This window comes from Ensifer sp. MJa1 (assembly GCF_037026475.1).
Classification (GTDB): Bacteria; Pseudomonadota; Alphaproteobacteria; order Rhizobiales; family Rhizobiaceae; genus Ensifer.
Map to the genome: position 1 here is coordinate 13,167 of NZ_JAKUMO010000015.1, position 23,740 is coordinate 36,906.

Below are 23,740 nucleotides of genomic sequence, written 5' to 3' on the forward strand. Positions count from 1 at the left end.
GCGCGAAATCTCGAATGCTCAGCCCTTGGCGGGGCCGACCTCTCCGGAAGATCCTTCCTGCGACTCGGCAACCTCGCTCTTGAGCGCGTCTGCTGCCCGCTGTCTTTCGACGAGTCGCGCCGTATAGATCGAAATTTCGTAGAGAAGGATGGCGGGCAGTGCAAGACCGATCTGGGAAACCGGATCGGGCGGCGTCAGCACCGCAGCCACGATAAAAGCAATTACGATGGCGTATTTGCGCTTTTCGGCCAGTCCCTGCGAGGTGACGAAACCGACCCGCGCCAATAGCGTGGTGATCACCGGCAGCTGGAAGACGAGGCCGAAGGCAAAGACCAGCGACATGATCAGGCTCAGATATTCCGAGACCTTGGGCAGCAGTTGGATTGCCACCTGGCCCTCGCCACCCCCCTGCTCCATGGCCAGGAAGAACCACATCACCATCGGGGTGAAGAAGAAATAGACCAGTGCGCCACCGAGCAGGAACAGGATCGGCGAGGCGATGAGGAACGGCAGGAACGCGGCTCGTTCGTTCTTGTAGAGGCCGGGCGCGACGAACTTGTAAATCTGCGCGGCGATCACAGGAAAGGCGATGACCAGTGCGCCGAACATCGCCACCTTGATCTGGGTGAAGAAGAATTCCTGTGGCGCCGTGTAAATCAGTTCGACATTGCGATGGTTGAGGCCAGCCCAACTCACCGCCCATTTGAACGGCAGCACGAGCAGGTTGAACAGCCCCTTGGCAAAGTAGAAGCAAATGAGGAAGGCGACGAAGAACGCGCCCACTGCCCACATAAGCCGTCTGCGCAGTTCGATCAGGTGCTCGATCAGCGGCTGCGGCCGGTCCTCGATATCGCCGCTCATGCTTCACCTTTCTTGCGCGCGGGCGCGCGGGATTTGGATGCTTTTTCTGCCGGCGCCACGGCCGCAGTCTTCGCCGGCTTCTTCGCGGCGACGGTCTTTGCTGGCGCCTTGGCCGAAGCCTTCGGCGTCTCGGCCGACGACACAGACGCCGCCGATTTCGGCGCTGCCGCCTTCTGCACCGCCGGCGCCGAATCCACCGTCGCCTTTGGCACGCGCTTGGTCTTTGCGGCCGGTGTTGCGACCGCCTCGGCGCGCTCCATCTGGCGATTGGCCGAGCCGATCGCCGCGGCGGCGACGGCCTCAACCGGCTTCGCTTCAACCGCGGCCACCGGTGCGGCGACAACAGGTTCGACGGCTGCGACCGGCTCTACACTGCTCACCGATACCGGCTTGTCAGGTGTGGCGGCTTTCTGAAGATCCGATTTGATGTCATTGCCCATTTGACGCAGCGGGTTGATGGCATCACGCAGCGCATTGGCCGGATTGAGGCTCTGGGCGTCACTGATCGTCTTGCGAACTTCTTCGAGGTCCGCTTCGCGCAACGCCTCGTCGAACTGTTGGCGGAAATCAGACGCCATGCCACGCATTTTCGCGGTCATGCGACCAAAAGCCCGTAGCATCGGTGGCAGATCCTTCGGCCCGACAACGACGATAAGAACGATTGCGATGACGACAAGCTCGGTCCAGCCGATATCAAGCATGCGATATGTCCTGCAAACCCGCAATGCGGCCGGTCCGGTACCGATACCGGACAGGCGCGATCGACGCGAGACCGTTAGCGAACTTCGTCAGACTTGTGGTCGACGGTCTTGCTGTCGAGCGTCTTGTCGGCAGCAGCCGCATCCTCGTCGCTCATACCCTTCTTGAAGTTCTTGATGCCCTTGGCAACGTCACCCATCAGTTCAGGGATCTTGCCGCGGCCGAACAAGAGCAGCACCACGACCAGAACGATCAGCCAGTGCCAAATGCTAAAGGAACCCATGCTCTTACTCCTCTGAGCCTTCCCCGATTTAGGCTCTTTCACATGTCATTTTTCAGGCGTGCTTCAAACACGGCCATCGTGTCACAGAACCTATGATGCGGAACCGTTTTTTTCAAACAGTAATATGTCGCGCTCGTTAACCGAAAGCATTACATCACGCAATCCTTGGGGTAACTGATCTGCACGGATGCGCGCGCGCACCACGGTTTCGCACTGCGGCACCGCAAGCTCCAGCAGTTCGACCACGCCGATGAACCGGCGCGACAGGATGCGCGCGGGAATGTCGCCTTCATCTTCGCCGACGCGCACCCCCGAAAGCCTGACGGCGACCGAAAGGCGATCTCCCTCCGAATGCCGCCCCGGCGCCACGACGCCGACCGGCGTATCGACACGCCCGTTGCGCACCTGCGCATCGAACACGTTGATTTCCGAGAAGAAACCGGCTGCAAAGAGGTCTCGCGGCTGACGGTAGAGCTCATCTGCGGTGCCAACCTGGACGAGTTGTCCGTCTTTGAGCAGCGCAATCCGATCCGCCATGCGCATCGCTTCCTCTGCGTCATGGGTAACAACGATGGCGGTCGCGCGCGTCTCCCTGAGGATCGCGAGCGTATCGGCACGGATCGAGTCCTTCAGGCGAGAATCGAGCCCCGAAAAAGGTTCGTCCATCAAGAGCACTGACGGACGCGGCGCCAGCGCGCGAGCAAGCGCCACGCGCTGCTGTTCGCCACCCGAAAGCACATGTGGATATTGTTCGGCATAGTGCGACAGACCGACGCGCTCGAGCGCCGCATCGGCCTGGATCAGCGCTTCCTTCTTGGGAAGCGCCGTGAGGCCGAAACGGACGTTCTCGCGAATGCTCATATGCGGAAAGAGCGCGAAGTCCTGAAACATCAGGCCAACGCCTCGTTTCTCCGGCGGCACAAACACCGAGGGGCCGGAAATCTCCTGGCCGTTGAGCAACAGGCGTCCGGCACTCTGCTTTTCGATGCCGGCGGCGATGCGCAGCAAGGTCGTCTTGCCCGAGCCGGAAGGGCCAAGCAGGCACAGGACCTCTCCGGCCTTGGCGGCCAGGCTGACGCCCTTGATCGTTTCCTTGGCGTGGTAGCTGTGATGAATGTCTTCGAAGGCAAGGCTTGCCGCGAAGGATACGCCGGCCGACCGTCGCGTGGTCCTGACGGGAGCATCCTGCGGATCTGAAACCATGCTGCGTATTCCTTGACACCAGTGGCGCCTGGCGAGCCTGTGCCGGGTGCCGGGGAAAGCCGATATCCCCAATCAGGTTTTAATCGGCTTCTTCGCCCTTCGGTGTCAAGAGCCCCAATTCTTCGAGATCGAGCTGCGTGATCGGGTCTTCGTTCTCTGAAAGCTCGTCGTCCCCCATCGGAACGGGAATGCTGAGATTCGACGGGACGCGGCCAGAGAGCAGGCCCGCACCCTTCAGTTCCTCGATGCCCGGCAGGTCGCGCAGCTCTTCAAGGCCGAAATGGTCAAGAAAATCGCGGGTCGTGCCGAAGGTGACGGGCCGACCCGGCGTGCGCCGGCGTCCGCGGAAGCGAACCCAGCCCGCCTCCATCAGCACATCGAGCGTGCCTTTCGACGTCTGAACGCCTCGAATATCCTCGATCTCGGCACGCGTGACCGGCTGGTGGTAGGCAATGATCGCCAGGACCTCCAGCGCCGCGCGCGACAGCTTGCGCACTTCCTGCTCGTCGGTCTGGATCACGAAGGAAAGATCGGCAGAGGTACGAAATGCCCAATGGTCGGCAACCTGGACAAGGTTGACGCCGCGCGTCGCATAGAAGGCCTTCAGGCGCGCCATGGTCCGCTTCACGTCGCTGCCGCGCGGCAGACGGCTTTCGATGTAGGCTTCGGAGACCGGCTGAGCCGAGGCAAAGACCAGCGCCTCGGCAATCCTTTCAGCCTCTTGCTCCAAACGCGGATCGGCTTCGGCCACCTCGATCTCATCATCCTCTTCAGGAAATCCGGGCATGTACTTCTGCGCTTCAGCCACGGGCTGCCTCCATATCGGCCAGCGTTTCCGCATCGATCGGGTTCGGCCCGCGCCTGAGATAGATCGGCGCAAAGGCTTCTTCCTGGCGGATCTCCAGCCGACCCTCGCGGACCATCTCCAGCGTGGCGGCAAACGAGCTGGCAATTGCCGTCGCCCTTTCCTTGGGCGTCGTCATGTAGCGGATCAGAAAGTGGTCGAGCGCCGTCCAGTCGTCGAGATCGCCGATCATGCGCGCCAGGATCAGCCGGGCATCGGCCAGGGACCAGACATGACGCTTTTCGATCGTCACCTGGGTCACGGCCTGACGCTGGCGCAGGCTCGCATAGGCGCTCAGGAGATCGTAGAGCGAGGCGTCGATACCGGACTTCTTTTCGGTGACGATATGCTCCGGTGCACCGCGAACGAATACATCGCGGCCAAGCCGGCTTCGATTGACGAGCCTTGTCGCCGCATCACGCATGGCCTCCAGCCGCTTCAGCCGGAAAGCCAGGGCAGACGCCATCTCCTCGCCGGAGGGCCCCTCATCCTTTGCCTGCTGCGGGATCAGGAGCCGCGATTTCAGATAGGCAAGCCAGGCCGCCATCACCAGGTAATCGGCCGCAAGCTCGATGCGGATGCTGCGCGCGCGCTCGATGAAGGCGATGTACTGTTCGGCAAGTGCCAGCACGGAAATGCGCGAAAGATCGACACGCTGGCTGCGGGCAAGATGCAGCAGGAGGTCGAGAGGGCCTTCAAAGCCGGCAATGTCGACCACGAGCGCCTCTTCGTGCAAGCCGCGCTCCGAGCCTTCGTCCTGCCACAGCGGATCCATCGGCGCCTTCGACGCAGGCTTGCTCTGTCTTTCGCCCGCATTGCTCACTGGCAGCCCGATCCTTTCCTGCCCACTTTAGACCGTTGCGAACAGACCGTTGAACTCCGCTCGCAAATCGCTTTCGCTCGTATCATCGGGCACGCGGAAGGCCGCCTCGGCCGCCCGTGCCCGGCGCAGGCTCGCGCCGGCGAGAACCGGCACGACATCTGCAACGGCCTTCATTTCCTCCATTATGCCATGACAATGCAAGACGAGATCAAGCCCGGCAGCGATGATGTTGCGCGCGCGCGCCGACATATCGCCGGCAAGCGCATTCATCGAAACGTCGTCCGACATCAACAGGCCATCGAATCCGATATGGCCGCGGATGATCTCTCGCACGACCTTTGCCGATGTCGTTGCCGGATTGTCCGGATCGATCGCAGTGAAGACCATATGCGCCGACATCGCCATCACCTCGTCCTTCATGGCGGCAAAGGGCAGGAAATCGCTCTGAGCCAGTTCGTCGAACGAAGCGCTGACGACGGGCAGATTGTGATGGGAATCGACGAAGGTGCGGCCGTGGCCGGGCATGTGCTTCATGACCGGCAGCATGCCGCCCGCCTTCAGCCCCTCACCCATGGCCCGGCCGATCGCGGTCACACTGTCGGGATCATGGCCATAGGCGCGGTTGCCAATGACGTCATGGCTGCCCGGAACCGGCACGTCGAGCACCGGGAGGCAGTCGACCGTAATGCCGAAGCGCATGAGATCGAAGGCGTGCAACCGCCCCATCAGCCAGGCGGCGCGCAGGCCAAGCGCCGCATCGCGGCTGTAGACTTCCCCAATCGCAGCACCATTCGGGTATTGTTGCACGAGCGGCGGACGTATGCGCTGAACACGGCCGCCTTCCTGATCGATGAGCACGGGCGCCTTCGGGTTGCCGATGCTGTCGCGCAGTGCCGCCACCAGATCCGAGATCTGCTGCTCTTCGCCAATGTTGCGCCCGAACAGGATGAAACCCCAGGGGCGTTCGCCCGCGAAGAAATCCCGTTCGTCGCTCGTCAGGGAAAGGCCCTTGCAGCCAGAGATAAATGCTTTTGATTCGCTCATTCGATCAGCATAGAGCGCGCACCGTTCGCCGCGAAGCCACAAACACGACGCTCGGCCCCTTCATGCACAAGGTCATGGGCGATTGCGAACCCAAAAACGAGAAGGGGGCGGCCATCTAGGCCGCGCCCTTCTCGAACTTCAAACCAGTGGCCGACTTACTTGGTGACCAGGCAGCTTCCGCCGGCGCCCTTGTATTTGGAGCACAGGGCGTTGGCTTCTTCCTTTGAACCCGCCGGGATGCGCACGCGGTAGTAGGTGCCCTTGCCGGCGATCTCCGCCTTGCGGATATCGACGCCGCGACCGCCGATGACGTTCCCGAACTTGCTGGAAAGGCTGTTGTAGGACTTCTGCGCTTCGGCTTCGGACGGCAGCGATGCAACCTGGATGAAGTAGCCGCCGGCCGGAACCGAGGCGGTTGCCATCTGCTGCGCCGCCTGCGTATCCGCCGCGGGTGCTGCCTGCTCTTCCGCCGGACGAAGGTTGGTGCCCTCGGTGGTGGCGGTTGCCACCTTGGCCGGCTGCTCGGCCGGGCGCGTCTGCGGCGTCGGCGCCTTGTCGGCGGTCGCCGTCGTCGTCACGTTGCGGACCGGAACCTGGTCGATCGTGGCATTGCCCGTTGCGGCGAGCGCAACCTGATCGGCGTTGCCCGTTGCCTGGCCGGCAGCGTTGATGTCCACACCAGCTTCAGCGCCGACGGCCGCAACTTCCTTCGAAGGTGTTTCCGGCAGCGGCTGCGCACCGGCGACGTCGGTCGCAGGCGCTGCAACCGGCTCTTCACGAGCAACAAGCGTTCCATCGGGCTTGACGATCATCGTGCGCACCTTTCTCGGTGCAACGGCGGGCGTCTTTTCCTCATCCTGCGTCGCGGTCTCGGCGTTGCCACCGTCCGGCAGCAGGCGAGCGCCGTCTTCATCATCGGCCGGAACGGTTGCCTGCAGGCCGTCGGTATCGTCATTGCCTTCCAGCGGCAGGGTCTCCGGCGTCAGCGTCTTTTGGACGACATCCATCGGCTCCTCTGTCGAGGACACCAGAGCCTCCTGCTGCGGGGCACCTGCCTGCGCGCCGGCAACGCGGTCGTAAACCGCCTTGTCCTGGTTCGGGACAGTCTTGCCACCCTTTTCCTCCGGCACGACCTTAACAGGGCCCTTGTCGGCCAGGATGATCTTCGGACCTTCAGCGGAGGTCACGGCATCGCTGCCACCCATCCAGGCGTACACGGCTGCCCCGCCAAGGATGATGACGCCGGCAACGCTGGCTGCAAGAAGCATCGTACGCTGCGAGCGACGTGCGGCACCGTATTCGCGGTATTCGCCGGCATCGTCCTGGCTCTGAGCCGCCGACAGCCGCTCGGCGTCACGGGTGACCGTCTTGCGTTCGACGATCGAGCGGCGGAAGTCCTCTTCCATCGCCTTCTCGAACTCGTCGAAATCGTCAAGTGCGCCCGCGCCCCCCGGCGCATTGGCGTTGGCCGCCGGAGTGGCGCGCACTACCTCTGCCTTGTCGGCAGCGGCAGGCCGCGCATCCTTGGCGACCGGCGCCGGCGTGCCGAAGAGCTGCGCCATTTCCGCATCGATGTCGAGATCATAGTCGGCAGGATAGGCTACCGGCTTCTCCGTTTCGATGACTGGAAGCTGCGGCACGTCCATGTCGGCGATCGGTGCAACGCCGTTCTCGGCTTCGGCGATCATCGCCGGATCAAAAGGCAGCGTGCTTTCAGGCTGGGTGTCCTGGCGTTCAACCGGTGCAGCGACTTCGAAAGCCTGTGAAACGGATTCGGGCTGCGGAGCAACGGGCTCGTCGACCTGCCGTGCCATTGCCGACGGGGCTTCGACCGCAACCTCGTCCAGCGCACCGAAGTCGCTGAGGTCGAGGCTGGACGCAACGTCGGAAAGCTCCATCTCGAAGTTTTCGATATCAAAGCTCGGCTCATGCTCCGGTTCCGCCGGGCGGCTGACTTCCGCGACCGGAGCTGCGGCCGGTGTTGCGACCATCGGCTCAGCAATGGGCGCAGTAACGGCTGCGGCCGGAACCGGCTGCGACACGATCGGGCCGGCAAAGGCGCGCTGCTGGGCAACGCCCGAGGACGACGCGACCGGCGTCGCCCGGCTAAAGGTCGGCGTGAAGGGATAAGGGCTCTTCTTCACCGGTGCCGCCACCGGAGTAGCCGTCGCGACGGCGGGAGCGACAACCGGCGGCGCCGAGGCATGAAGGGCTGGATGAGACTGAACGGCAGCTGCGACCAACGCAGTCGCGGCCGGAACGGGGAACCGCTCGATATCCGCCAGCAGTTCGTCTTGGTGGGCCGGCTCTTCCACGCGTGCTTCGGCCACGCTTAGTTCGGGCGCGTAGGAAAACTCTTCCGAACGCAGCTCGGCAGCAATGTCGAAGCTCGGCTCTTCATAGGCCGGTTGCGGCGCGGTGACGTGCGCAGGCTCTGCCCAGTCAGCGGTGAGATCGGTGGCCGGCGCCTGCCAGGCATCGGCGATCGCAGCCTCAGGCTCGACGGCCTGCGCTTCATCGGCACCATCAAGCAAAAGGTCGGCTTCGCCGAGCGACAGCTCGAGTTCGCGCTCCAGATCAAAGACCGGCTCGTCGGCGATCGGTTCATCCGCGGCCGGCTCGACCTCAGTCGCCACGACAGGCTCTGGCGTATCCGCCAGCGAGTCAGCCGGGAGCGACTGCGCTTCGGCATAGTGACTGGCGAAGGCCGGGGTCGGCTGCACTTCGGCGGACTCGGGCTGATGAAATACCGGCTCGGGCTGATAGAACATCGGCTCCGTCGGTTCATCAGCCGCCTCAGCCACAGGCTCGGCAACGGCCGGCTCAAACGCCACCGGCTCCGAAGCGACCGGTTCGGACGCCACTGGTTCGGAAGGCGCAGGCTCAAGCGCTGCGGGCTCGAAACGAGGTTCTTCTATCGGCTGCGGCGCAGGCTGCGGCTGCGAGCGGGGCGCCTCGTAGCTGTCGAAGGCGCGAAGGAGCTCATCCTCGAGATCGAAGGCCGGCTCCTGGCGCACCGTTTCCTGGTGGCGCTGCAGTTCCTGCAACTGTTGAACAGCGGGCCGGGCATCGTAACCGACGATCCGGGCGAGTTCGGCCAACGGATCATCGTCGGCCAATACATCGAATTCAGCCGGCCCGCTTCGTGCGAATTGTTTGTCTGCCATGCTCTCCACTCACAATTGCCTGTATTGATGTGCCAGTGCATTGTGGGAAAATGGTGACAGTACTTATCGCATTTCCTCCGGTGCGGAGGTGCCTGTAATAGACAGGCCGGATTTCAATACCGAAGCGACAGCATGCACCAGCCCGAGTCTGGCAGTACTTAATTCTCTATTTTTATCGTTAACAAAACGTAATTCTGGATTCTCTTTACCTTTGTTCCAGTGGCCATGGAAGGCTGCGGCAAGATCGTACAGGTAAAACGCGATGCGATGCGGCTCTTGCGCCAGTGCTGCCGCCTCGATAACGCGCGGATATTCTGCGAGTTTGGCGACGAGCTGAAGTTCTGTCGGATCGACGATCTGCCCGTGAACGGCACCGGCAAGGTCGAGCGATTCGATGTCGACGCCCGGGAAAGCTTCCGCAGCCTGGCGGAAGACCGACCGGCAGCGTGCATGCGCATACTGCACGTAGAAGACCGGGTTGTCCTTCGACTGTTCTGTGACCTTGGCGAAGTCGAAGTCGAGCGGCTCCGAGTTCTTCCGGTAGATCATCATGAAACGGACCGGATCGCGGCCGACTTCGTCGACAACGTCGCGAAGCGTCACGAAGTCGCCCGAGCGCTTCGACATCTTCACCGGCTCGCCGTCGCGGAAGAGCTTGACCAACTGGCAGAGCAGAACCGTCAGCTTCGACGAACCGCCGGAGACGGCCCGCGCGAGTGCCTCGAGCCGCTTGACGTAGCCGCCGTGGTCGGCGCCAAGAACATAGATCATCTCGTCGAAGCCACGGTCGAACTTATCCTTGAAGTAAGCAACGTCGGCCGCGAAATAGGTATAGCTTCCATCCGACTTGATCAGCGGCCGATCGATATCGTCGCCAACTTCGGTGGAACGGAACAGGGTCTGCTCGCGATCTTCCCAATCCTCCGGCAGCTGTCCCTTCGGCGGCGGCAGCGTTCCCTTGTAGACGTGGCCCTTGAAGGTCAGGTCATTGATCGCCGTGCGAATGGCTGCAGCGCCATTGGCGTGCAGCGTGCGCTCGGAGAAGAAGACATCGTGGGTGACGTTCAGCGCAGCGAGATCCTCGCGGATCATCGCCATCATCGCGTCGATCGTGCGATCCTTGACCAGCGGCATCCACTTGTCTTCGGGCATCAGCCGCAGGCTCGTGCCGAATTCATCGGCGAGCGCCTCGCCGACCGGCACAAGGTAGTCACCGGGATAAAGGCCAGCCGGGATCTCGCCGATATCCTCGCCAAGAGCCTCGCGGTAGCGCAGGAAAGCCGAGCGCGCCAGAACGTCGATCTGCGATCCGGCGTCGTTGATGTAGTATTCCTTGGTCACCTCATAGCCGGCAAAGGCCAGGAGATTGGCAAGCGCGTCGCCAACCACGGCGCCACGGCAATGACCGACATGCATCGGACCGGTCGGGTTGGCCGATACGTATTCAACGTTGACCTTGCGGCCCCCACCGACGGTGCTGCGTCCATAGTCGATGCCGGTACCGACCATGCCCGAAAGCAGCTTCTGCCAATAGGAAACGGAAAGCCGGACGTTGATAAAGCCGGGGCCGGCAACCGAGACGTCGGTGACTTCCGGGTCCTGCTTCAGTTTCTCAACGATCAGCTCGGCGAGCGCGCGCGGGTTCATGCCGAGCGGCTTGGCCAGTACCATCGCGGCGTTGGTCGCGACATCGCCGTGGCTCGGATCGCGCGGCGGCTCGACATTGATACGGCCGAAGTCAAGCTCGGATCGCTTTTCTCGAACGCTATCAAGCGTTTCGAGAATGTCCTTAATTCTTGCTTCGAAGTCCGTAAAAAGATTCATCTGCTCTGTCCGCTCTTTCCGATCGCGTTTGATCGGCGCAAAACTCAAAAAGGAGGCTCGGTTCGGCCGAACCGCAAGCCTCCGGGCGGGGCGTCCCTAGCGCAAATCAGGCGTATGGTCAAACAAGCGCCTATGCACGCTGATAGCGAAAGTATCCGTCATGCCGGCGAGATAGTCGCCGACGTGGCGTGCCCGCGCCGGTTCGGCCATGCCGGCAATCTGATCGATCCAATAGTGTTCGCGCATCAACAGCGGGTTGTCCATGAAGGCCCGGTAAAGATCGCAGACGATCGAGGCGGCGCCTTCACGCACCCGCATCACCTCGGGATGGCGGTAGATGCGGGTCATCAGCAATCGTTTGATCTGCTTGTCGGTCTCGCTCATCTCATCGGAAAAGGTCGCCATGACCGTGCCCGCCTGCCGCACATCTGCGGCACTCTGCGGGCGAATCCTGGCAATATTGGCCTGCGCCACGCCGATCACGTCCTCGACCATCGCTGTGATCTGGCGGCGCATGATCTCATGGGTGAAGCGGCTGCTCTCAAGGCCCGGATAGCGGTCGTGAACCTCACGCATCAGGCGGGCGAGAAACGGCACATCCTCCAGCATCTCGAAGGTCAGATAGCCGGCGCGCAAGCCGTCGTCGATATCGTGGGTATTGTAGGCGATGTCGTCGGCGATGGCGGCAACCTGCGCCTCGAGGCTGGCAAAACTCGCCAGTTCCAGGTCATGGACGGCGCAATAGTCGAGGATCGGTTGCGGCACCGGTCCGTGCGTTCCCTGCCCGCCTGCGGTCAACAGCGGCCCGTTGTGCTTGACGAGACCTTCCAGGCTCTCCCAGGTCAGGTTCAACCCGTCGAATTCGGCATAACGACGCTCGAGCTTGGTAACGATGCGAAGCGATTGGGCGTTGTGATCGAAACCGCCATAGGGCTTCAGCATGTCGTGCAGCGCGTCTTCGCCCGTATGGCCGAACGGCGTGTGGCCAAAGTCGTGAACGAGCGCGACACCTTCGGCGAGGTCTTCGTCGAGCTTCAGCGCACGCGCCAGCGCCCGGGCGATCTGGGCGACCTCGATCGTATGCGTCAGCCGCGTGCGATAGTGATCGCCATCGGCAGCGATGAACACCTGCGTCTTGTGCTTCAGGCGGCGAAAGGCCGTCGTGTGGACGATGCGATCCCGGTCGCGCTGGAAATCGGAGCGCGTTGCGCTCGTTGCCTCAGTATAAAGGCGCCCGCGCGTCTCCCAAGGATTTGATGCAAACGGCGCGTGTTCGCCGTAACCGAAACCGAGCGCATTTTTGTCGAATGTCATTTTGCACCTGCATCGTCGTCCCATTGACGGGACATTCAAGCCTTCATACCTATAGTGAAAGCTACGGGAAAGCGTTGCGCAAGCATCGACCGATTCCGCAAGTCAAAGCAACGGCTTGGCCTTGACCCTTGAAACAGGGACTGAAACGGCGCGAGGTGATGCTTGAACGAACGACAATTCTCTCCGGTTCTTGACCCCGGCAGGAGGCAAATATGACGACCGAATCCGTGACCCTCTCCGACGCTGCTGCAAGGCGGATCGCCACGATCCTGCGTTCGGACAGCCACAACAATGCCATGCGGGTATCCGTCGAAGGTGGCGGCTGCTCCGGCTTTTCCTACAAGTTCGATCTGGTCGACAGCGCCAACGACGACGATCTGGTGCTGGAGAAAGACGAAGCCAAGGTGCTGATCGACAGCCTGTCGCTCGTCTACATGGGTGGCTCGGAGATCGACTTCGTCGACAATCTGCTCGGCCAGTCGTTTCAGATCAAGAATCCGAATGCGGTCGCAAGCTGCGGATGCGGAACGAGTTTTTCCATCTGAACGCCAAAAACCGCATGATGGCTGATCCGGTCAAAGATACGGCGATCCCAGCCAAAGGATGCGGTTTGCCAGGCGGTCGATGAACGGCTTGGCGCGCAGCAGCTCAAGCGTCACCGGCTCGGCGGACGCCAGCACCTGCGTGATCGTTTCGCTGATCGACTGGGCGAACCCGTCGTCCAGCACCTCGAGATCAAACTCGAAATTGAGCCGCAGCGAGCGCGGGTCGAGATTGGTCGAGCCGACATAGGCCCAGCGCTCGTCCACCGTCAGAAGCTTAGAATGGTTGAAGGCGCCCTTCGCGCGCCAGACGCGACAATGGCCCTTCAACACCTGGTCGAACTGCGCCGTCATCGCGCGATCGACCAGAAGCAGATTGTTGACCGCGGGAACGATAATGTCGACTTCGACCCCGCGGCGCGCCGCAGTGACAAGCGCACTGATCAGTTCTCGGTCCGGAAGGAAGTAGGGCGACATGATGCGGATGTTCTTCCGCGCCACCGAAAACGCCCCCATCAGCATCTTGTGATTGGTCTCGTTGGTGGCGTCTGGCCCCGATGGCACTGCACGCATCAATACGGAGAGCGAATCGACCGGCGACAGCGCTTCCTCGATCCGCCAGGCGTCGCTTGCAAGCACCTCGCCGCTCGAAAACTGCCAATCCTCGGCCGCGACCTGGAAAATATCGGCGACCACCGGCCCGACCATGCGGAAATGCGTGTCCTGAGCGGTGGCATCTCCCGCGATCTCGGTCGTGAACCCGGCGCGGATGTTCATGCCGCCGGCAAAAGCCACACGGCCGTCAACGACCAGGATCTTTCGGTGGGTGCGAAGGTTGGCATAGGGCAGCCTTAGCCCGATGATGATGTTGCCGTTGAAGACGGCGGTCGGAACACCGGCGTCCTTCAGGTAACCGACAATGCTCGGCACCGAGTAGCGGGCGCCAACAGCGTCGATCAAGACGCGCACCTCGACGCCACGCGCCACGGCTGCAATCAAGGCGTCGGCAAAACGCAAGCCGATCACGTCGCGATCGAAGATGTAGCTCTCGACGAGGATGCTGCGCTCGGCGCCGACAATTTCCTGAAGCATCGCGGCATAGGCGTCATCCCCACCGGAAAGAACCACGATCCGGTTTCCTGCGCACATGCGATGGCGCGAAACCCGATCCCCGAGAATCTTCATCGCCGCAAAGCGTTGCTCGAAACGCCCGGCAATGTCGGTCTCGGAGACGTCGAACTGGCCGAATTGATCCGGCCCCTGCCCCTGCAACAAGGCGCGTTGTGACCCGATCGAGGACCGGCGAATACGGTTGATGCCACCGACGGCATAAATCAGAGCGCCGACGATCGGCGAAAGCAGGACAACGCCGACCCAGCCGGCGGCGGCGCGCACATCGTCCTTGGTCATCGCCGCGTGAATGGCAGCGGGGATACCAAGCGCGAAGGACAGGACCGCCAGAATATGCGGCCAATAATTCTGCACGAGATCGATCATGGCGGGACTATAGCCGGCAATGGAACGGAATCAATTCAAGCGCCAGCGACATATACGGTATAGGCCGATCGTCTCGGCGCAGGCCGCCACTGCATGACCGCTATGGCTCCAAAAAAGGGCGCAGGTATCGGATTTGTCAAAAGAATCCGGAACGGCTACAAGGGGCCTCCGGAAGGACGAACCGAAATGGAAGGGCGTTTCGAGCCATGAAGATTGCCACCTGGAACATCAATGGCGTCAAGGCGCGAATCGACGCCCTGCTGGCATGGCTCAAGGAATCCAATCCGGATATCGTCTGCCTTCAAGAGATCAAATCGGTCGACGACGGATTTCCTCGGCTGGAGATCGAGGCGCTCGGCTATCACGTCGAAACGCACGGTCAAAAAGGCTTCAACGGCGTCGCCCTGCTTTCGAAACTGCGGCCAGACGAGGTCAACCGCGGACTGCCGGGTGACGATTCGGATGAACAATCACGCTTCATCGAAGGCGTCTTTTCCGTCGAAGGCGGGGCGATCCGCGTCTGCTCGCTCTATTTGCCGAACGGCAATCCTGTCGACAGCGATAAATATCCCTACAAGCTTGCCTGGATGCGCCGGCTTGCCGCCTATGCCGAACAGCGCCTGCTGCTCGAAGAGCCCTTCATCCTTGCCGGCGACTACAACGTCATTCCCGAGGAACACGACTGCTGGGACGTCAGGGTCTGGCAGAACGACGCGCTCTTCCTGCCGGAAACCCGTGAAGCATTTCGCCGGTTGCGCAACCTCGGCTTTACCGATGCCGTGCGCGCGACCACCGATGCGGTGCCGCTCTATTCGTTCTGGGACTATCAGGCCGGCTGCTGGCCCAAGAATTTCGGCATCCGCATCGACCATCTGATGCTGTCGCCGGAAGCGGCCGACCGGCTGTTGTCGACATCGATCGAGAAGCACGTGCGCGCCTGGGAAAAGCCTTCCGACCATGTGCCGGTCACGGGAGAGTTCGCCTTCCAGGCGGCCTGAGGCTCAACCGGACAATGGGATCAGCGAACGGGGCAACGACGTCAGTCGTCGTCGCCCTGCATATGCAGATTCTGCGACAGGGAGATCGCAGTACGGCGGTCATCTTCAGTGGCCAGCGAGAAGGCCTGCTCCTGCATCGACTGTAGCCAAGGCCGATCCTTGGGCGAACACTGGTCGAGCGCTGCGGTCATGTAGGCAAGACCGCGTATGGTCTGGCCCTCCTGGAAGATAACGTTGCCAAACACGCCCGTGGCGCCGGCGTGGCCGCTCTTGCGTGCGCGGTTGAGCCACTTCTTGGCCTGCTGAACGTTGACGCTGCCGCCTTCGCCCGAAAGCAGCATGCGTGCCAGCTGAAACTGAGCCTCGGCCACACCGAAGGTCGAAGCAGCCTGGAAATAAAGCTGTCGCGCCTGCGTCATGTCCGACTTGATCGGGCTATCGGGAATGCCGCGGCGATAGTAGCCGGCGAGCGAGATCAGCGCATTGACGAAGTAACCGGTATCTTCAGAGCCTGGCTCAACGCCCTGCTGGGCGATCTCGCTGTAGATCTTGAACGCTTCGAGGTCATTTTCGGCGACGCCGTCGCCATAGGCGTACATGTTGGCCAGGGCCCAGCGGGACCCGGTGTGTCCCTTTTCGGCCGCGTATTTGTAGGCTTCGACCGCCTCGTCCTTGCGGCCATTCTTGTAGGCGGAGAAACCGAACTTGAAGAGGGCGAAGGGACCCGATTCCTTGGTGACGCCCGCACCGGGATCAAAGGCATAGGCCGGCATGGTGATGGTCCCGCAGACCGCCAGCGACACGCCGAGTATCGCAACCTTCAGTGACTTCAGTTCACCCGCAAGCATCACAGTCTTATTCTTCCGTTCCAGCCGGCCACGCCGAACTCATCACCGCTGCAAACACACACGCCCGGACGACGGATCGCCGTCCAAAACTTCGCTACTCCGCCGACACCGTCGGTACACCCAGTCCTGAAGCGAAACCCGAACACGCCTTCAAAAAGATCATTTCACCGAACCACTTGCATTCCTGCGCCCGCGGCCACACCTGACATGAACTTCAACGGTCAAAGTCTCATTTCACACAAACGTGACAATTTTCGAATTCACGAATGCACGTCTGTCCCTACTATCGCTGCTCCCTGTTTGTGGCGGGAAATGGACATAGGCTAGACGAGTCCGATCCTAGCAAACTCTAGCATCAAATGTGTTGCTGAATCGTCACATTGGGTTGCATCGGCACGGTCACCAACAGATGTCGTTCAGGCACAAAAGAAAGGCCCGGCGAGAGACCGGGCCTTGAACTCGAGAACTGGCGAAAGATCAGAACTTGACCTTGAGCGAGGTGGAAATCGCCCCGACGAAATCATTGTCGAAATCGTAGGAAACGTCGTCACCAATGACTTCGCCGTTATAGTTCACGGCGCCGGAGCTGCCGCTGGTCAGAATTCCAAGTGCGCCGGCAAGACGGAACTCAAGGTTTTCGGTCGGCGTGTAGGAAACGCCGGTACCGACCATCCAGGTGTCGGTCTGCGTACCGTAGCCGTGGCTGGTGCCGCGGTCCCAGGTCAGGCTCAGCGCACCGCTCCACTGATCGTTGAACTTGTGACCGATACCGCCGCTGATCGTCCAGCCGTCGCGATAAAGCAGATCAAGGCTGGTGCACGGCGTCGTACGCGAGACGGTCGCCGGGCAGAATTTCAGGACCTGCAGCTGGCTCCAGTCGGTCCACTTGATCGAGCCGAATGCCGCCCAGTCCGGAGCAATGCCGGTCTGAAGCTTGAACTCCAGCGAGTCAGGCATGGAAGCCGAACCGTTCACGTCGTACTTCGTACCCGTCACGAGGCCAACGCCCGGAACGACGAAGCCTAGCTGACGAAGGTCGATGAAACCGGAAAGGTTATCCAGATCGACGGCGCTGTTGTAAACGAGGCTGGCCCGTACGGCATATTCGGGGATTTCGTAGCCCGCACCAGCGCGCCAACCCCAGCCATGACCTTCAAGCTCAAGCCTGCCGACGCCGGTAAAGAGGCCGGAAAGCGGCGTGCCGGTATAATCCTGAACCAGACGCTCCTTGAAGCCGCTGACTTCCTGATAGAAGACGCCACCGATGACGCGGAACTGACCCGGCCCCATGTCCCATTTGTAAGAGCATGTTGCTGCGTAGTTGTCGCTCTCCACCTTCGTTTCGATGTTGTTGTTGGCGCCGGCCCAGTTCTGGCCGGGATTGGTGTGAGCACCCCACGGCTGCGAATAATCAGCCATACAGTCGACACTGTCGCCCAACGCGGCCTTGATGCCAACGCGCGGCACCCAGTAGCTTTCCGTGTCATCGACCGAATTGGGGCGATTGTTCAAATTGCCGCCACCAAAGGTTCCGGTGAGGATGTTGGTGTTCCCGGTGTCGGTGTCAACGACGTTTTTCAGCTCGCGCTGCGGATTGACATAGGTTGCCGAAGCTTCGCCGGCGTAGTCGGACGGGTCGAACAGCAGGTCGATATTGTAACCGCCACGCTCAAGACCACCAGCGTGAGCCGCGGATGCAAACAGCAAGCCTGCCGCCACCGCCAAGATGCCCCGCTTCAAATTCATTTGAGCCATTAAGCTCCTCCCCCTGCACTGCAATCTGCGACATTCCACCTCATGCCGCGTGTGGCCGAAGTATTCTCACGATCCCGTGAAATCGCAAATGCCGGATATTGGGCTGCGTGCGGCACTCTGCGTCACAGAATTTACGTAAGATTCTCATGATTTAGACACAATCGCACAATTCCGAAATCATTTTCCGGAAAACAGCTTAACAACTCAATAAAATAGGAAAAACTTCCAACACAGACCAAAGCTGTGTCGCGGAGACAACAATATCGGTTTTTACGGCCTGTCTGTGAAATTTACCGCTGAAACTCCGCTATTGCTCGGCAGGCGATTCCGCGCTCCGCAGCAGTTACGGTCGTGCGATTCGATGTGCGCGCACACACGCAAGTATATCCATAGTCGCTAAAATTGAAAATCCGCGGCATTACTGCCGCGGATCTTCATTTCAACCATCTGATTGGGTTCGTACCTTAGCCCGCCTCTGCCACCCGCGTTAGAGCAACACCAAGCGAATCTTTCTGAAGGTCGAGTTCGACCAGACGCTCGCGTTCGGCCTCCACCAGTTCCGGCTTTGCGTTGGCCACGAACTTCTCGTTGGCCAACTTGCCGAGAATACGCTCGCGCTCGGCATCCACCTTGGCGATTGCCTTTTCCAGGCGCGCCTTCTCGGCGGAAAGGTCGATCAGGTTGCCAAGCGGCAGGCAGGCCGTCGCTTCGCCGACGACGATCTGAGCGCTGCCGCGCGGCGCAACGGTTGCATGGTCGATATGCTCGACACGTGCCAGGCGGGCGATCGCCGGGGCGTGCTGCTGCAGGCGTTCGCGCGTCAGGTTGTTGGCACCGACGACGACCAGCGGAGCGGTTGCTGCCGGCGGGACATTCATTTCCGAGCGGACCGAGCGGATGCCCGAAACGAGATCGATCAGCCAGTTGATTTCGTCGGCAGCAGCGTCGTCCGCATAGGAGGCCGCCGGCCATTCGGCGTGGCAGAGCAATGATGGACGCTCGAGCCCCTCGCCTGCCGTCTGCTCCCAGAGCTCCTCGGTCATGAACGGCATGAACGGATGCAGCAGCTTGTAGATCTCGTCGAGAACATAGGCGACGCAAGCCTGCGACTCGCGCTTGGCCGCTTCATCCTCGCCGTTGAAGACCGGCTTCAGCAGTTCGAGGTACCAATCGCAGAACTGGTTCCAGACGAAACGATAGAGGCTGCCGGCCGCCTCGTTGAAGCGGTAGGCCTCAAGCGCCTCGGTGACGTCACGGATGGTGCGTGACAGCTCGGTCAGGATCCAGCGGTTGATGGTCAGGGACGCAGCTTCCGGAATGAAGCCATCGCTGTTGAGCACACCATTCATCTGGGCAAAGCGCGTCGCGTTCCAGAGCTTGGTCCCGAAGTTGCGGTAGCCGGCGATGCGCGCCGGATCAAGCTTCACGTCACGCCCCTGGGCGGCCATGATCGCCAGCGTGAAGCGCAATGCATCGGCGCCGTATTCGTCGATCAGTTCCAGCGGATCGATGACGTTGCCCTTCGACTTCGACATCTTCTGGCCGTTCTTGTCGCGAACGAGCGCATGGACATAAACCGTGTGGAACGGCTCGACCGGCGTGCCGTCGGCGTCCTTCATGAAGTGCAGGCCCATCATCATCATGCGGGCGACCCAGAAGAAGATGATGTCGAAGCCTGTCACCAGCACGTCGGTCTGGTAGTAGCGCTCCAGTTCCGGCGTCTCGTTCGGCCAGCCGAGCGTGGAGAACGGCCACAGCGCCGAGGAGAACCAGGTGTCAAGCACGTCTTCGTCGCGCGTCAGGATTTCACCCGGCTTGAAGTTCTCAAGCAGGTCCTCGACATAGGCCTTCATCGGCCCTTCATGGGCGAGATAGTGCTGGATCGCCGCATGCAGCGCCTCTTCCTCGGTTTTCTCGACGAAAACCTGGCCATCCGGGCCGTACCACGCGGGAATCTGATGACCCCACCAGAGCTGGCGCGAGACGCACCACGGCTGGATGTTCTCCATCCACTCGTAATAGGTCTTTTCCCAGTTCTTCGGAACGAAGTTGGTGCGGCCTTCCTTCACCGCGGCAATCGCGGGCTTGGCGAGCGTCTTGGCGTCGACGTACCACTGTTCCGTCAGGCGCGGCTCGATCGGCACACCGCCGCGGTCGCCATGCGGGACCATGTGCTTGTGCGGCTCGATCTTGTCGAGCAGGCCAGCCTCCTCGAAGATGCGAACAATTATCCTGCGTGCTTCGAAGCGGTCCTTGCCCTCCAGCTCGTCCCAGGCGCCATGCAGGGCCGCCGGATCGGCGAGTCCTTCGAGGAATTCCTCGTTGTCCTTGATGGTGATGCGCCCTTCAACGGTCATGATGTTGATGGCGGGCAGACCGGCACGCTTGCCGACGTCGAAGTCGTTGAAGTCGTGCGCAGGCGTGATCTTGACCGCGCCGGTGCCTGCGGTCGGATCGGCATAGCCGTCGCCGACAACCGGAATGCGACGGCCAACGATCGGCAGGATGACGTGCTTGCCGATCAGCGGCTTGTAACGCTCGTCTTCCGGATTGACGGCAATGCCAGTATCGCCAAGCATCGTCTCGGGCCGGGTCGTTGCAACGACCAGATAGTCGCGCCTCTCCCACTCGGTTGCCTTGCCCTCGTCGTCGAAGGCGACCGGATGCTCATAGGTTACGCCCGGCTCGAGCGGATAGCGCAGGTACCAGAGGTTGCCATTGATCTCATGCTGTTCGACCTCGAGGTCGGAGATCGCCGTCAAGAGCTTCGGATCCCAATTGACGAGCCGCTTGTCCTTGTAGATCAGCCCTTCCTTGTAGAGCGAGACAAAGACCTCGAGAACAGCTTCCGAAAGACCGTCGTCCATGGTGAAGCGTTCGCGCGACCAGTCGCACGAGGCACCGAGCCGCTTCAGCTGGTTGAAGATCAGACCGCCCGATTCGGCCTTCCACTCCCAGACCTTTTCGATAAACGCCTCGCGTCCCATCTGCCGGCGATGCTGCTGCTGTTCCATCAGCTTGCGCTCGACGACCATCTGCGTGGCAATGCCGGCATGGTCCATGCCCGGCTGCCACAGCACGTCCTTGCCGCGCATGCGCTCGAAGCGAACCAACACGTCTTGAAGCGTGTTGTTGAGCGCGTGGCCCATGTGCAGCGAACCGGTGACGTTCGGCGGCGGTATCACTATGCAGAAGCTATCGGCGCCGGGCTTGGCACCCGCGCCTGCACGAAACGCGTTTTCTTCGTCCCACTTCTTGGCGATACGCGGGTCGACGGTTGCGGAATCGTAGGTCTTATCAAGCATTTTGGAGCCAGTTTAGGAGATTGATGTCAGCGTCTTGTAAACCGGAACGGCCGGTGCAAGTCAACACGAACGCAAAAAGCCGCGACGTCGCGCGGCTTCCTCATTGCGGATTTAAGGTTTTCAGCGGCGGGGACCGCGCGCGACGCGCTCGATTTCTTCGCGAACGAGCCGCTCGACGAGCGTGGGCAGGTTATCATCCAGCCACTCCTGCAGCATCGGCCGAAGCATAGCCTCGGCAATCTCGTCGAAGGAACGCCGTGCGCCCTGATCGACCGCATGGGCGAGGTTGCCAAACGATTGCGCCACCTGCCGACCAACTTCGGGCGACACGATCGCCGCGATCGCCTTCTCCGGCACCACCTCATCTGCCACAACGTCTGCCGGCGGATTGGCGACTTCGGCAACGAGCCGGATTTCCGGCGTCACCGCATCCTGGCGCTCGCGGGCTTCCGGCACGGCGACCGGTTGGACCGTGGGGGTCTTCGGCGCCGAAACGGCGGCCATGCGCGACGTGACGACGGGACTGTCCTGAACGGCCGGCGCGGGGGCTGCAGCCGGCGTCTCGCGCGTTGCAAAGCCCGTTGAATGACGCTCGGATGCGGCACGTACGCGTGCCGCGACATCGGCCAGTGATAGCGGCGGCTGGGCAGCGACCGCCGCTGCCTCCGATGGAAGGACCGCAAGTTCGATTGCGGGTGTCGTCGGCGTCGGCCTTGCGGTTTCGCTCGGCTCGTCGCGCCTGCCGAATGCAACGGCTTCTATCTCGCTGTCGATCGTCAGCTCGATCTCGTCGCTCGTCTCGTCCTCGAAGTGTTCCTGCGGCTGGGCGCCTGCCTGCCCTGGCTCATTGCTCTCAATAATCTTGCGAATGGATGCCAGGATCTCATCCATCGAAGGTTCGCGCGCGACATTGAGCTGTGCCATTTCTATCCCCGTTTGACGCGGCCGGCATGTGTGTCGAAACAGGACATGCGCCGATTGCCGACAAACCTTAAGTGAGTTCGCGAACGAAACATACGCCACGAATCAGCCACTCAGATTCTTGCACAGATTTGTTTTCAGCGGCAAAAATAGAAACGCCCCGGGGATGCCGGGGCGTTTTAAAGAATTTCTGAAGACAAGGTCGCTTTAGCGACCGTCGACGGTCCGCAGGCCGAACCATTTGTCCTTGACCGCCTCGTAGTGTTCCTCTGCGCGGTACTCCGCAACCTGGAGCCCCTGGCTCTTGACGGTCAACCGCGCGGATGCGGCAAGAAGCGTGTAGCTGGCAACGACCGCGTCGCGCTGTGCAAGCGCCAACAATTCCTGCGCCTGGAGAACGTCCTGCTGCGAGTCGAGAACGTCGAGGGTCGTGCGCTGGCCGACCTTGCGCTCTTCAATCACGCCATCAAGGGCGAGCTTGGCGGCATCGATCTGCGCCTTGTTGGCGGAGATGCGTGCGATTGCTGCTTCGAGCTGTGCGTAGGCCGAAACAATCGTTTCCTGGATCGATGCGCGAGCCGAATCAACCAGAATGCGCTGCTGGCCAAGGCGTTCCTTGGCCTGCCGGATCTGGCCATACTCAAGACCGCCCTGGTAGATCGGAACTTCGAGACGCGCCGTTATGCTCGACGTGTTGTTGTCTTCGGTGACATTGCCGGTGTTGCGGCCGACCTGGCCCTGGAGCGTCACGCCAGGCAGCATCGTGCCCTCGGCCGACTTCACCTGATAACCGGCCGAATCAACCGAGTACTGTGCCGCCAGAATGGTCGGGTGCTCGCGCAGGCCGCTTGCGACCGCTTGGTCGAGCGTGCGCGGCAGGTTCTTCGACGCCGGCGATGCCTGCTTGATGCCCCTCGGCACGTCGCCGACGATGCGCACATAAGTCGCTTCGCTCTGCTTGAGCTGCGCGACCGCGACGATCAGCTGCGACTGCGCGTTGGCAAGCGAAGCTTCGGCCAGGCTCACGTCGGTGCGGGTGCCCTCGCCCACGTCAAGCCGTGCCTTCGAGGCGTTCACCTGCTCCTGAAGGAAGGCGATGTTTTGCTTGCGGATCGACACCAGCTGCTGATCGCGGGCGATGTTGGAGTAGATCGTCGCGGCGGAAAGCAGGATCTGCATCTCGTTGGCGAGCAGCGCTTCGCGCGTGGCGAACACGTTCGATTCGGCCGCGCGGACGTTGTTCAGCGTCTGAAAGCCATCAAACACCATCTGCGTTATCGAGACGCCTACCTGTCCCTGATGGAGGTCCTGGGAACCGGTGCTCTCCCTTTCGATGGTCGAAAGCGTCCCGCTGGCGAAAGCAGCAACCTGGGGCCGAAAGCCGGACTTGGCGATCGGCACGCTCTCGTCCGTCGCGCGAAGCCCTGCACGCGCAGCGTTCAGATCCGGGTTGTTTGCGTAGGCTTTGGCCATTGCGCCGAAGATCGTCTCGGCAAGCACCGCCTGCGGGGCAAGCAGGATACTCGTCGAAACCGCGGCCAGGAGGGCCGCTTTGCGGACAATCGACACCATTACTTCTCTCTCCGATCGGGGCGGCAGAGCCTGCCCTCTATTTCCCGCAGCGCTGTCCTCGTTACACAAACGACACTGCCTAAACACGGCGATGAAGCGCTCACACCGCCCACTGGTGAGCAAATCACTACCACTGCACTCTTTGAAACCCGGATTGAAACTTCCGACAACTGCGCAGCCATACTCTGCGCAGGCATTTCAAAAAGAAACAAGTACCCCGTTGCGAATTGGCAACATTGT

General features: G+C 61.4%; 19 protein-coding genes. 3 read left to right on the top strand and 16 right to left on the bottom strand.

Going from position 1 to position 23,740, the window contains the following annotated elements; all coding sequences use genetic code 11:
• Positions 1 to 18: 18 nt before the first annotated feature.
• The 10 genes from tatC to MKZ91_RS19630 all read right to left on the bottom strand — a co-directional run bounded on the left by tatC (position 19) and on the right by MKZ91_RS19630 (position 12,062).
• Positions 19 to 861: a twin-arginine translocase subunit TatC gene (gene tatC / locus MKZ91_RS19585; RefSeq protein WP_336172743.1), complete on the bottom strand. Its 843-nt coding sequence runs from the start codon at positions 859 to 861 to the stop codon at positions 19 to 21.
• Positions 858 to 1,562, bottom strand: coding sequence for a Sec-independent protein translocase protein TatB (gene tatB, locus MKZ91_RS19590; protein WP_336172744.1), 705 nt, complete (start codon positions 1,560 to 1,562; stop codon positions 858 to 860). Before tatB ends, tatC begins: the two co-directional genes overlap by 4 nt.
• A 74-nt stretch (positions 1,563 to 1,636) precedes the next feature.
• Positions 1,637 to 1,843: a twin-arginine translocase TatA/TatE family subunit gene (locus MKZ91_RS19595; RefSeq protein WP_336172745.1), complete on the bottom strand. Its 207-nt coding sequence runs from the start codon at positions 1,841 to 1,843 to the stop codon at positions 1,637 to 1,639.
• A gap of 90 nt (positions 1,844 to 1,933) precedes the next feature.
• Positions 1,934 to 3,046: an ABC transporter ATP-binding protein gene (locus MKZ91_RS19600; RefSeq protein ID WP_336172747.1), complete on the bottom strand. Its 1,113-nt coding sequence runs from the start codon at positions 3,044 to 3,046 to the stop codon at positions 1,934 to 1,936.
• A gap of 79 nt (positions 3,047 to 3,125) precedes the next feature.
• On the bottom strand, positions 3,126 to 3,854 hold the full coding sequence (scpB, locus tag MKZ91_RS19605) for an SMC-Scp complex subunit ScpB (protein WP_336172748.1): 729 nt from the start codon (positions 3,852 to 3,854) through the stop codon (positions 3,126 to 3,128).
• A complete protein-coding gene (locus MKZ91_RS19610; RefSeq protein ID WP_336172885.1) occupies positions 3,847 to 4,665 on the bottom strand; it encodes a segregation and condensation protein A in 819 nt (272 codons plus the stop codon). The genes scpB and MKZ91_RS19610 overlap by 8 nt, the downstream gene beginning before the upstream one ends.
• Positions 4,666 to 4,740: 75 nt before the next feature.
• Positions 4,741 to 5,757, bottom strand: a complete 1,017-nt coding sequence (gene nagZ / locus MKZ91_RS19615) for a beta-N-acetylhexosaminidase (RefSeq protein ID WP_336172749.1) — start codon at positions 5,755 to 5,757, stop codon at positions 4,741 to 4,743.
• A gap of 155 nt (positions 5,758 to 5,912) precedes the next feature.
• Complete coding sequence (locus MKZ91_RS19620) at positions 5,913 to 8,924, bottom strand: SPOR domain-containing protein (RefSeq protein ID WP_336172750.1); 3,012 nt, start codon at positions 8,922 to 8,924, stop codon at positions 5,913 to 5,915.
• 63 nt (positions 8,925 to 8,987) lie between these two features.
• The gene (gene argS / locus MKZ91_RS19625) at positions 8,988 to 10,748 is read right to left on the bottom strand and encodes an arginine--tRNA ligase (protein WP_336172751.1); all 1,761 of its coding nucleotides are present in this window, start codon (positions 10,746 to 10,748) and stop codon (positions 8,988 to 8,990) included.
• A gap of 96 nt (positions 10,749 to 10,844) precedes the next feature.
• Positions 10,845 to 12,062, bottom strand: coding sequence for a deoxyguanosinetriphosphate triphosphohydrolase (locus tag MKZ91_RS19630; RefSeq protein WP_336172753.1), 1,218 nt, complete (start codon positions 12,060 to 12,062; stop codon positions 10,845 to 10,847).
• Between MKZ91_RS19630 and MKZ91_RS31635 the strand changes: the two genes are divergently transcribed.
• Together MKZ91_RS31635 and erpA are read left to right on the top strand one after the other, a co-directional pair.
• On the top strand, positions 11,963 to 12,187 hold the full coding sequence (locus tag MKZ91_RS31635) for a hypothetical protein (RefSeq protein ID WP_442892317.1): 225 nt from the start codon (positions 11,963 to 11,965) through the stop codon (positions 12,185 to 12,187). The two genes, MKZ91_RS19630 and MKZ91_RS31635, sit on opposite strands and share 100 nt — an antisense overlap.
• 87 nt (positions 12,188 to 12,274) lie before the next feature.
• Complete coding sequence (erpA, locus tag MKZ91_RS19635) at positions 12,275 to 12,607, top strand: iron-sulfur cluster insertion protein ErpA (RefSeq protein ID WP_336172754.1); 333 nt, start codon at positions 12,275 to 12,277, stop codon at positions 12,605 to 12,607.
• A 30-nt stretch (positions 12,608 to 12,637) separates the two neighbouring features.
• Here erpA and MKZ91_RS19640 read toward each other — a convergent pair whose 3' ends face one another.
• A complete protein-coding gene (locus MKZ91_RS19640; protein WP_336172755.1) occupies positions 12,638 to 14,101 on the bottom strand; it encodes a phospholipase D-like domain-containing protein in 1,464 nt (487 codons plus the stop codon).
• 206 nt (positions 14,102 to 14,307) lie between these two features.
• Between MKZ91_RS19640 and xth the strand changes: the two genes are divergently transcribed.
• Positions 14,308 to 15,099, top strand: coding sequence for an exodeoxyribonuclease III (gene xth / locus MKZ91_RS19645; protein WP_336172757.1), 792 nt, complete (start codon positions 14,308 to 14,310; stop codon positions 15,097 to 15,099).
• A 41-nt stretch (positions 15,100 to 15,140) separates the two neighbouring features.
• Here the strand turns inward: xth and exoR are convergent, their stop codons facing one another.
• From exoR to MKZ91_RS19670, 5 genes are all read right to left on the bottom strand, one after another.
• The gene (gene exoR / locus MKZ91_RS19650) at positions 15,141 to 15,947 is read right to left on the bottom strand and encodes an exopolysaccharide production regulator ExoR (protein ID WP_336172758.1); all 807 of its coding nucleotides are present in this window, start codon (positions 15,945 to 15,947) and stop codon (positions 15,141 to 15,143) included.
• A 477-nt stretch (positions 15,948 to 16,424) separates the two neighbouring features.
• Complete coding sequence (locus MKZ91_RS19655; protein ID WP_336172760.1) at positions 16,425 to 17,702, bottom strand: OmpP1/FadL family transporter; 1,278 nt, start codon at positions 17,700 to 17,702, stop codon at positions 16,425 to 16,427.
• A gap of 464 nt (positions 17,703 to 18,166) precedes the next feature.
• On the bottom strand, positions 18,167 to 21,007 hold the full coding sequence (locus tag MKZ91_RS19660; RefSeq protein WP_336172761.1) for a valine--tRNA ligase: 2,841 nt from the start codon (positions 21,005 to 21,007) through the stop codon (positions 18,167 to 18,169).
• Positions 21,008 to 21,127: 120 nt separating this feature from the next.
• Positions 21,128 to 21,931: a PopZ family protein gene (locus MKZ91_RS19665; protein ID WP_336172762.1), complete on the bottom strand. Its 804-nt coding sequence runs from the start codon at positions 21,929 to 21,931 to the stop codon at positions 21,128 to 21,130.
• Between the two features lie 204 nt (positions 21,932 to 22,135).
• Entirely contained in the window at positions 22,136 to 23,500 is a 1,365-nt protein-coding gene (locus MKZ91_RS19670) for a TolC family outer membrane protein (protein WP_336172763.1), read from the bottom strand.
• Positions 23,501 to 23,740 lie beyond the last annotated feature (240 nt).

Bases quoted from the DNA above. Each gene is read 5' to 3' on its own strand.
- MKZ91_RS19595 (WP_336172745.1), bottom strand. From the start codon at position 1,843: ATGGGTTCCTTTAGCATTTGGCACTGGCTGATCGTTCTGGTCGTGGTG.
- nagZ (WP_336172749.1), bottom strand. From the start codon at position 5,757: ATGAGCGAATCAAAAGCATTTATCTCTGGCTGCAAGGGCCTTTCCCTG.
- erpA (WP_336172754.1), top strand. From the start codon at position 12,275: ATGACGACCGAATCCGTGACCCTCTCCGACGCTGCTGCAAGGCGGATC.
- exoR (WP_336172758.1), bottom strand. From the start codon at position 15,947: ATGCTTGCGGGTGAACTGAAGTCACTGAAGGTTGCGATACTCGGCGTG.
- MKZ91_RS19610 (WP_336172885.1), bottom strand. From the start codon at position 4,665: ATGGATCCGCTGTGGCAGGACGAAGGCTCGGAGCGCGGCTTGCACGAA.
- xth (WP_336172757.1), top strand. From the start codon at position 14,308: ATGAAGATTGCCACCTGGAACATCAATGGCGTCAAGGCGCGAATCGAC.
- MKZ91_RS19655 (WP_336172760.1), bottom strand. From the start codon at position 17,702: ATGGCTCAAATGAATTTGAAGCGGGGCATCTTGGCGGTGGCGGCAGGC.
- MKZ91_RS19660 (WP_336172761.1), bottom strand. From the start codon at position 21,007: ATGCTTGATAAGACCTACGATTCCGCAACCGTCGACCCGCGTATCGCC.
- MKZ91_RS19600 (WP_336172747.1), bottom strand. From the start codon at position 3,046: ATGGTTTCAGATCCGCAGGATGCTCCCGTCAGGACCACGCGACGGTCG.
- argS (WP_336172751.1), bottom strand. From the start codon at position 10,748: ATGAATCTTTTTACGGACTTCGAAGCAAGAATTAAGGACATTCTCGAA.
- MKZ91_RS19640 (WP_336172755.1), bottom strand. From the start codon at position 14,101: ATGATCGATCTCGTGCAGAATTATTGGCCGCATATTCTGGCGGTCCTG.
- MKZ91_RS19630 (WP_336172753.1), bottom strand. From the start codon at position 12,062: ATGACATTCGACAAAAATGCGCTCGGTTTCGGTTACGGCGAACACGCG.
- MKZ91_RS19670 (WP_336172763.1), bottom strand. From the start codon at position 23,500: ATGGTGTCGATTGTCCGCAAAGCGGCCCTCCTGGCCGCGGTTTCGACG.
- MKZ91_RS19620 (WP_336172750.1), bottom strand. From the start codon at position 8,924: ATGGCAGACAAACAATTCGCACGAAGCGGGCCGGCTGAATTCGATGTA.
- MKZ91_RS19665 (WP_336172762.1), bottom strand. From the start codon at position 21,931: ATGGCACAGCTCAATGTCGCGCGCGAACCTTCGATGGATGAGATCCTG.
- tatB (WP_336172744.1), bottom strand. From the start codon at position 1,562: ATGCTTGATATCGGCTGGACCGAGCTTGTCGTCATCGCAATCGTTCTT.
- tatC (WP_336172743.1), bottom strand. From the start codon at position 861: ATGAGCGGCGATATCGAGGACCGGCCGCAGCCGCTGATCGAGCACCTG.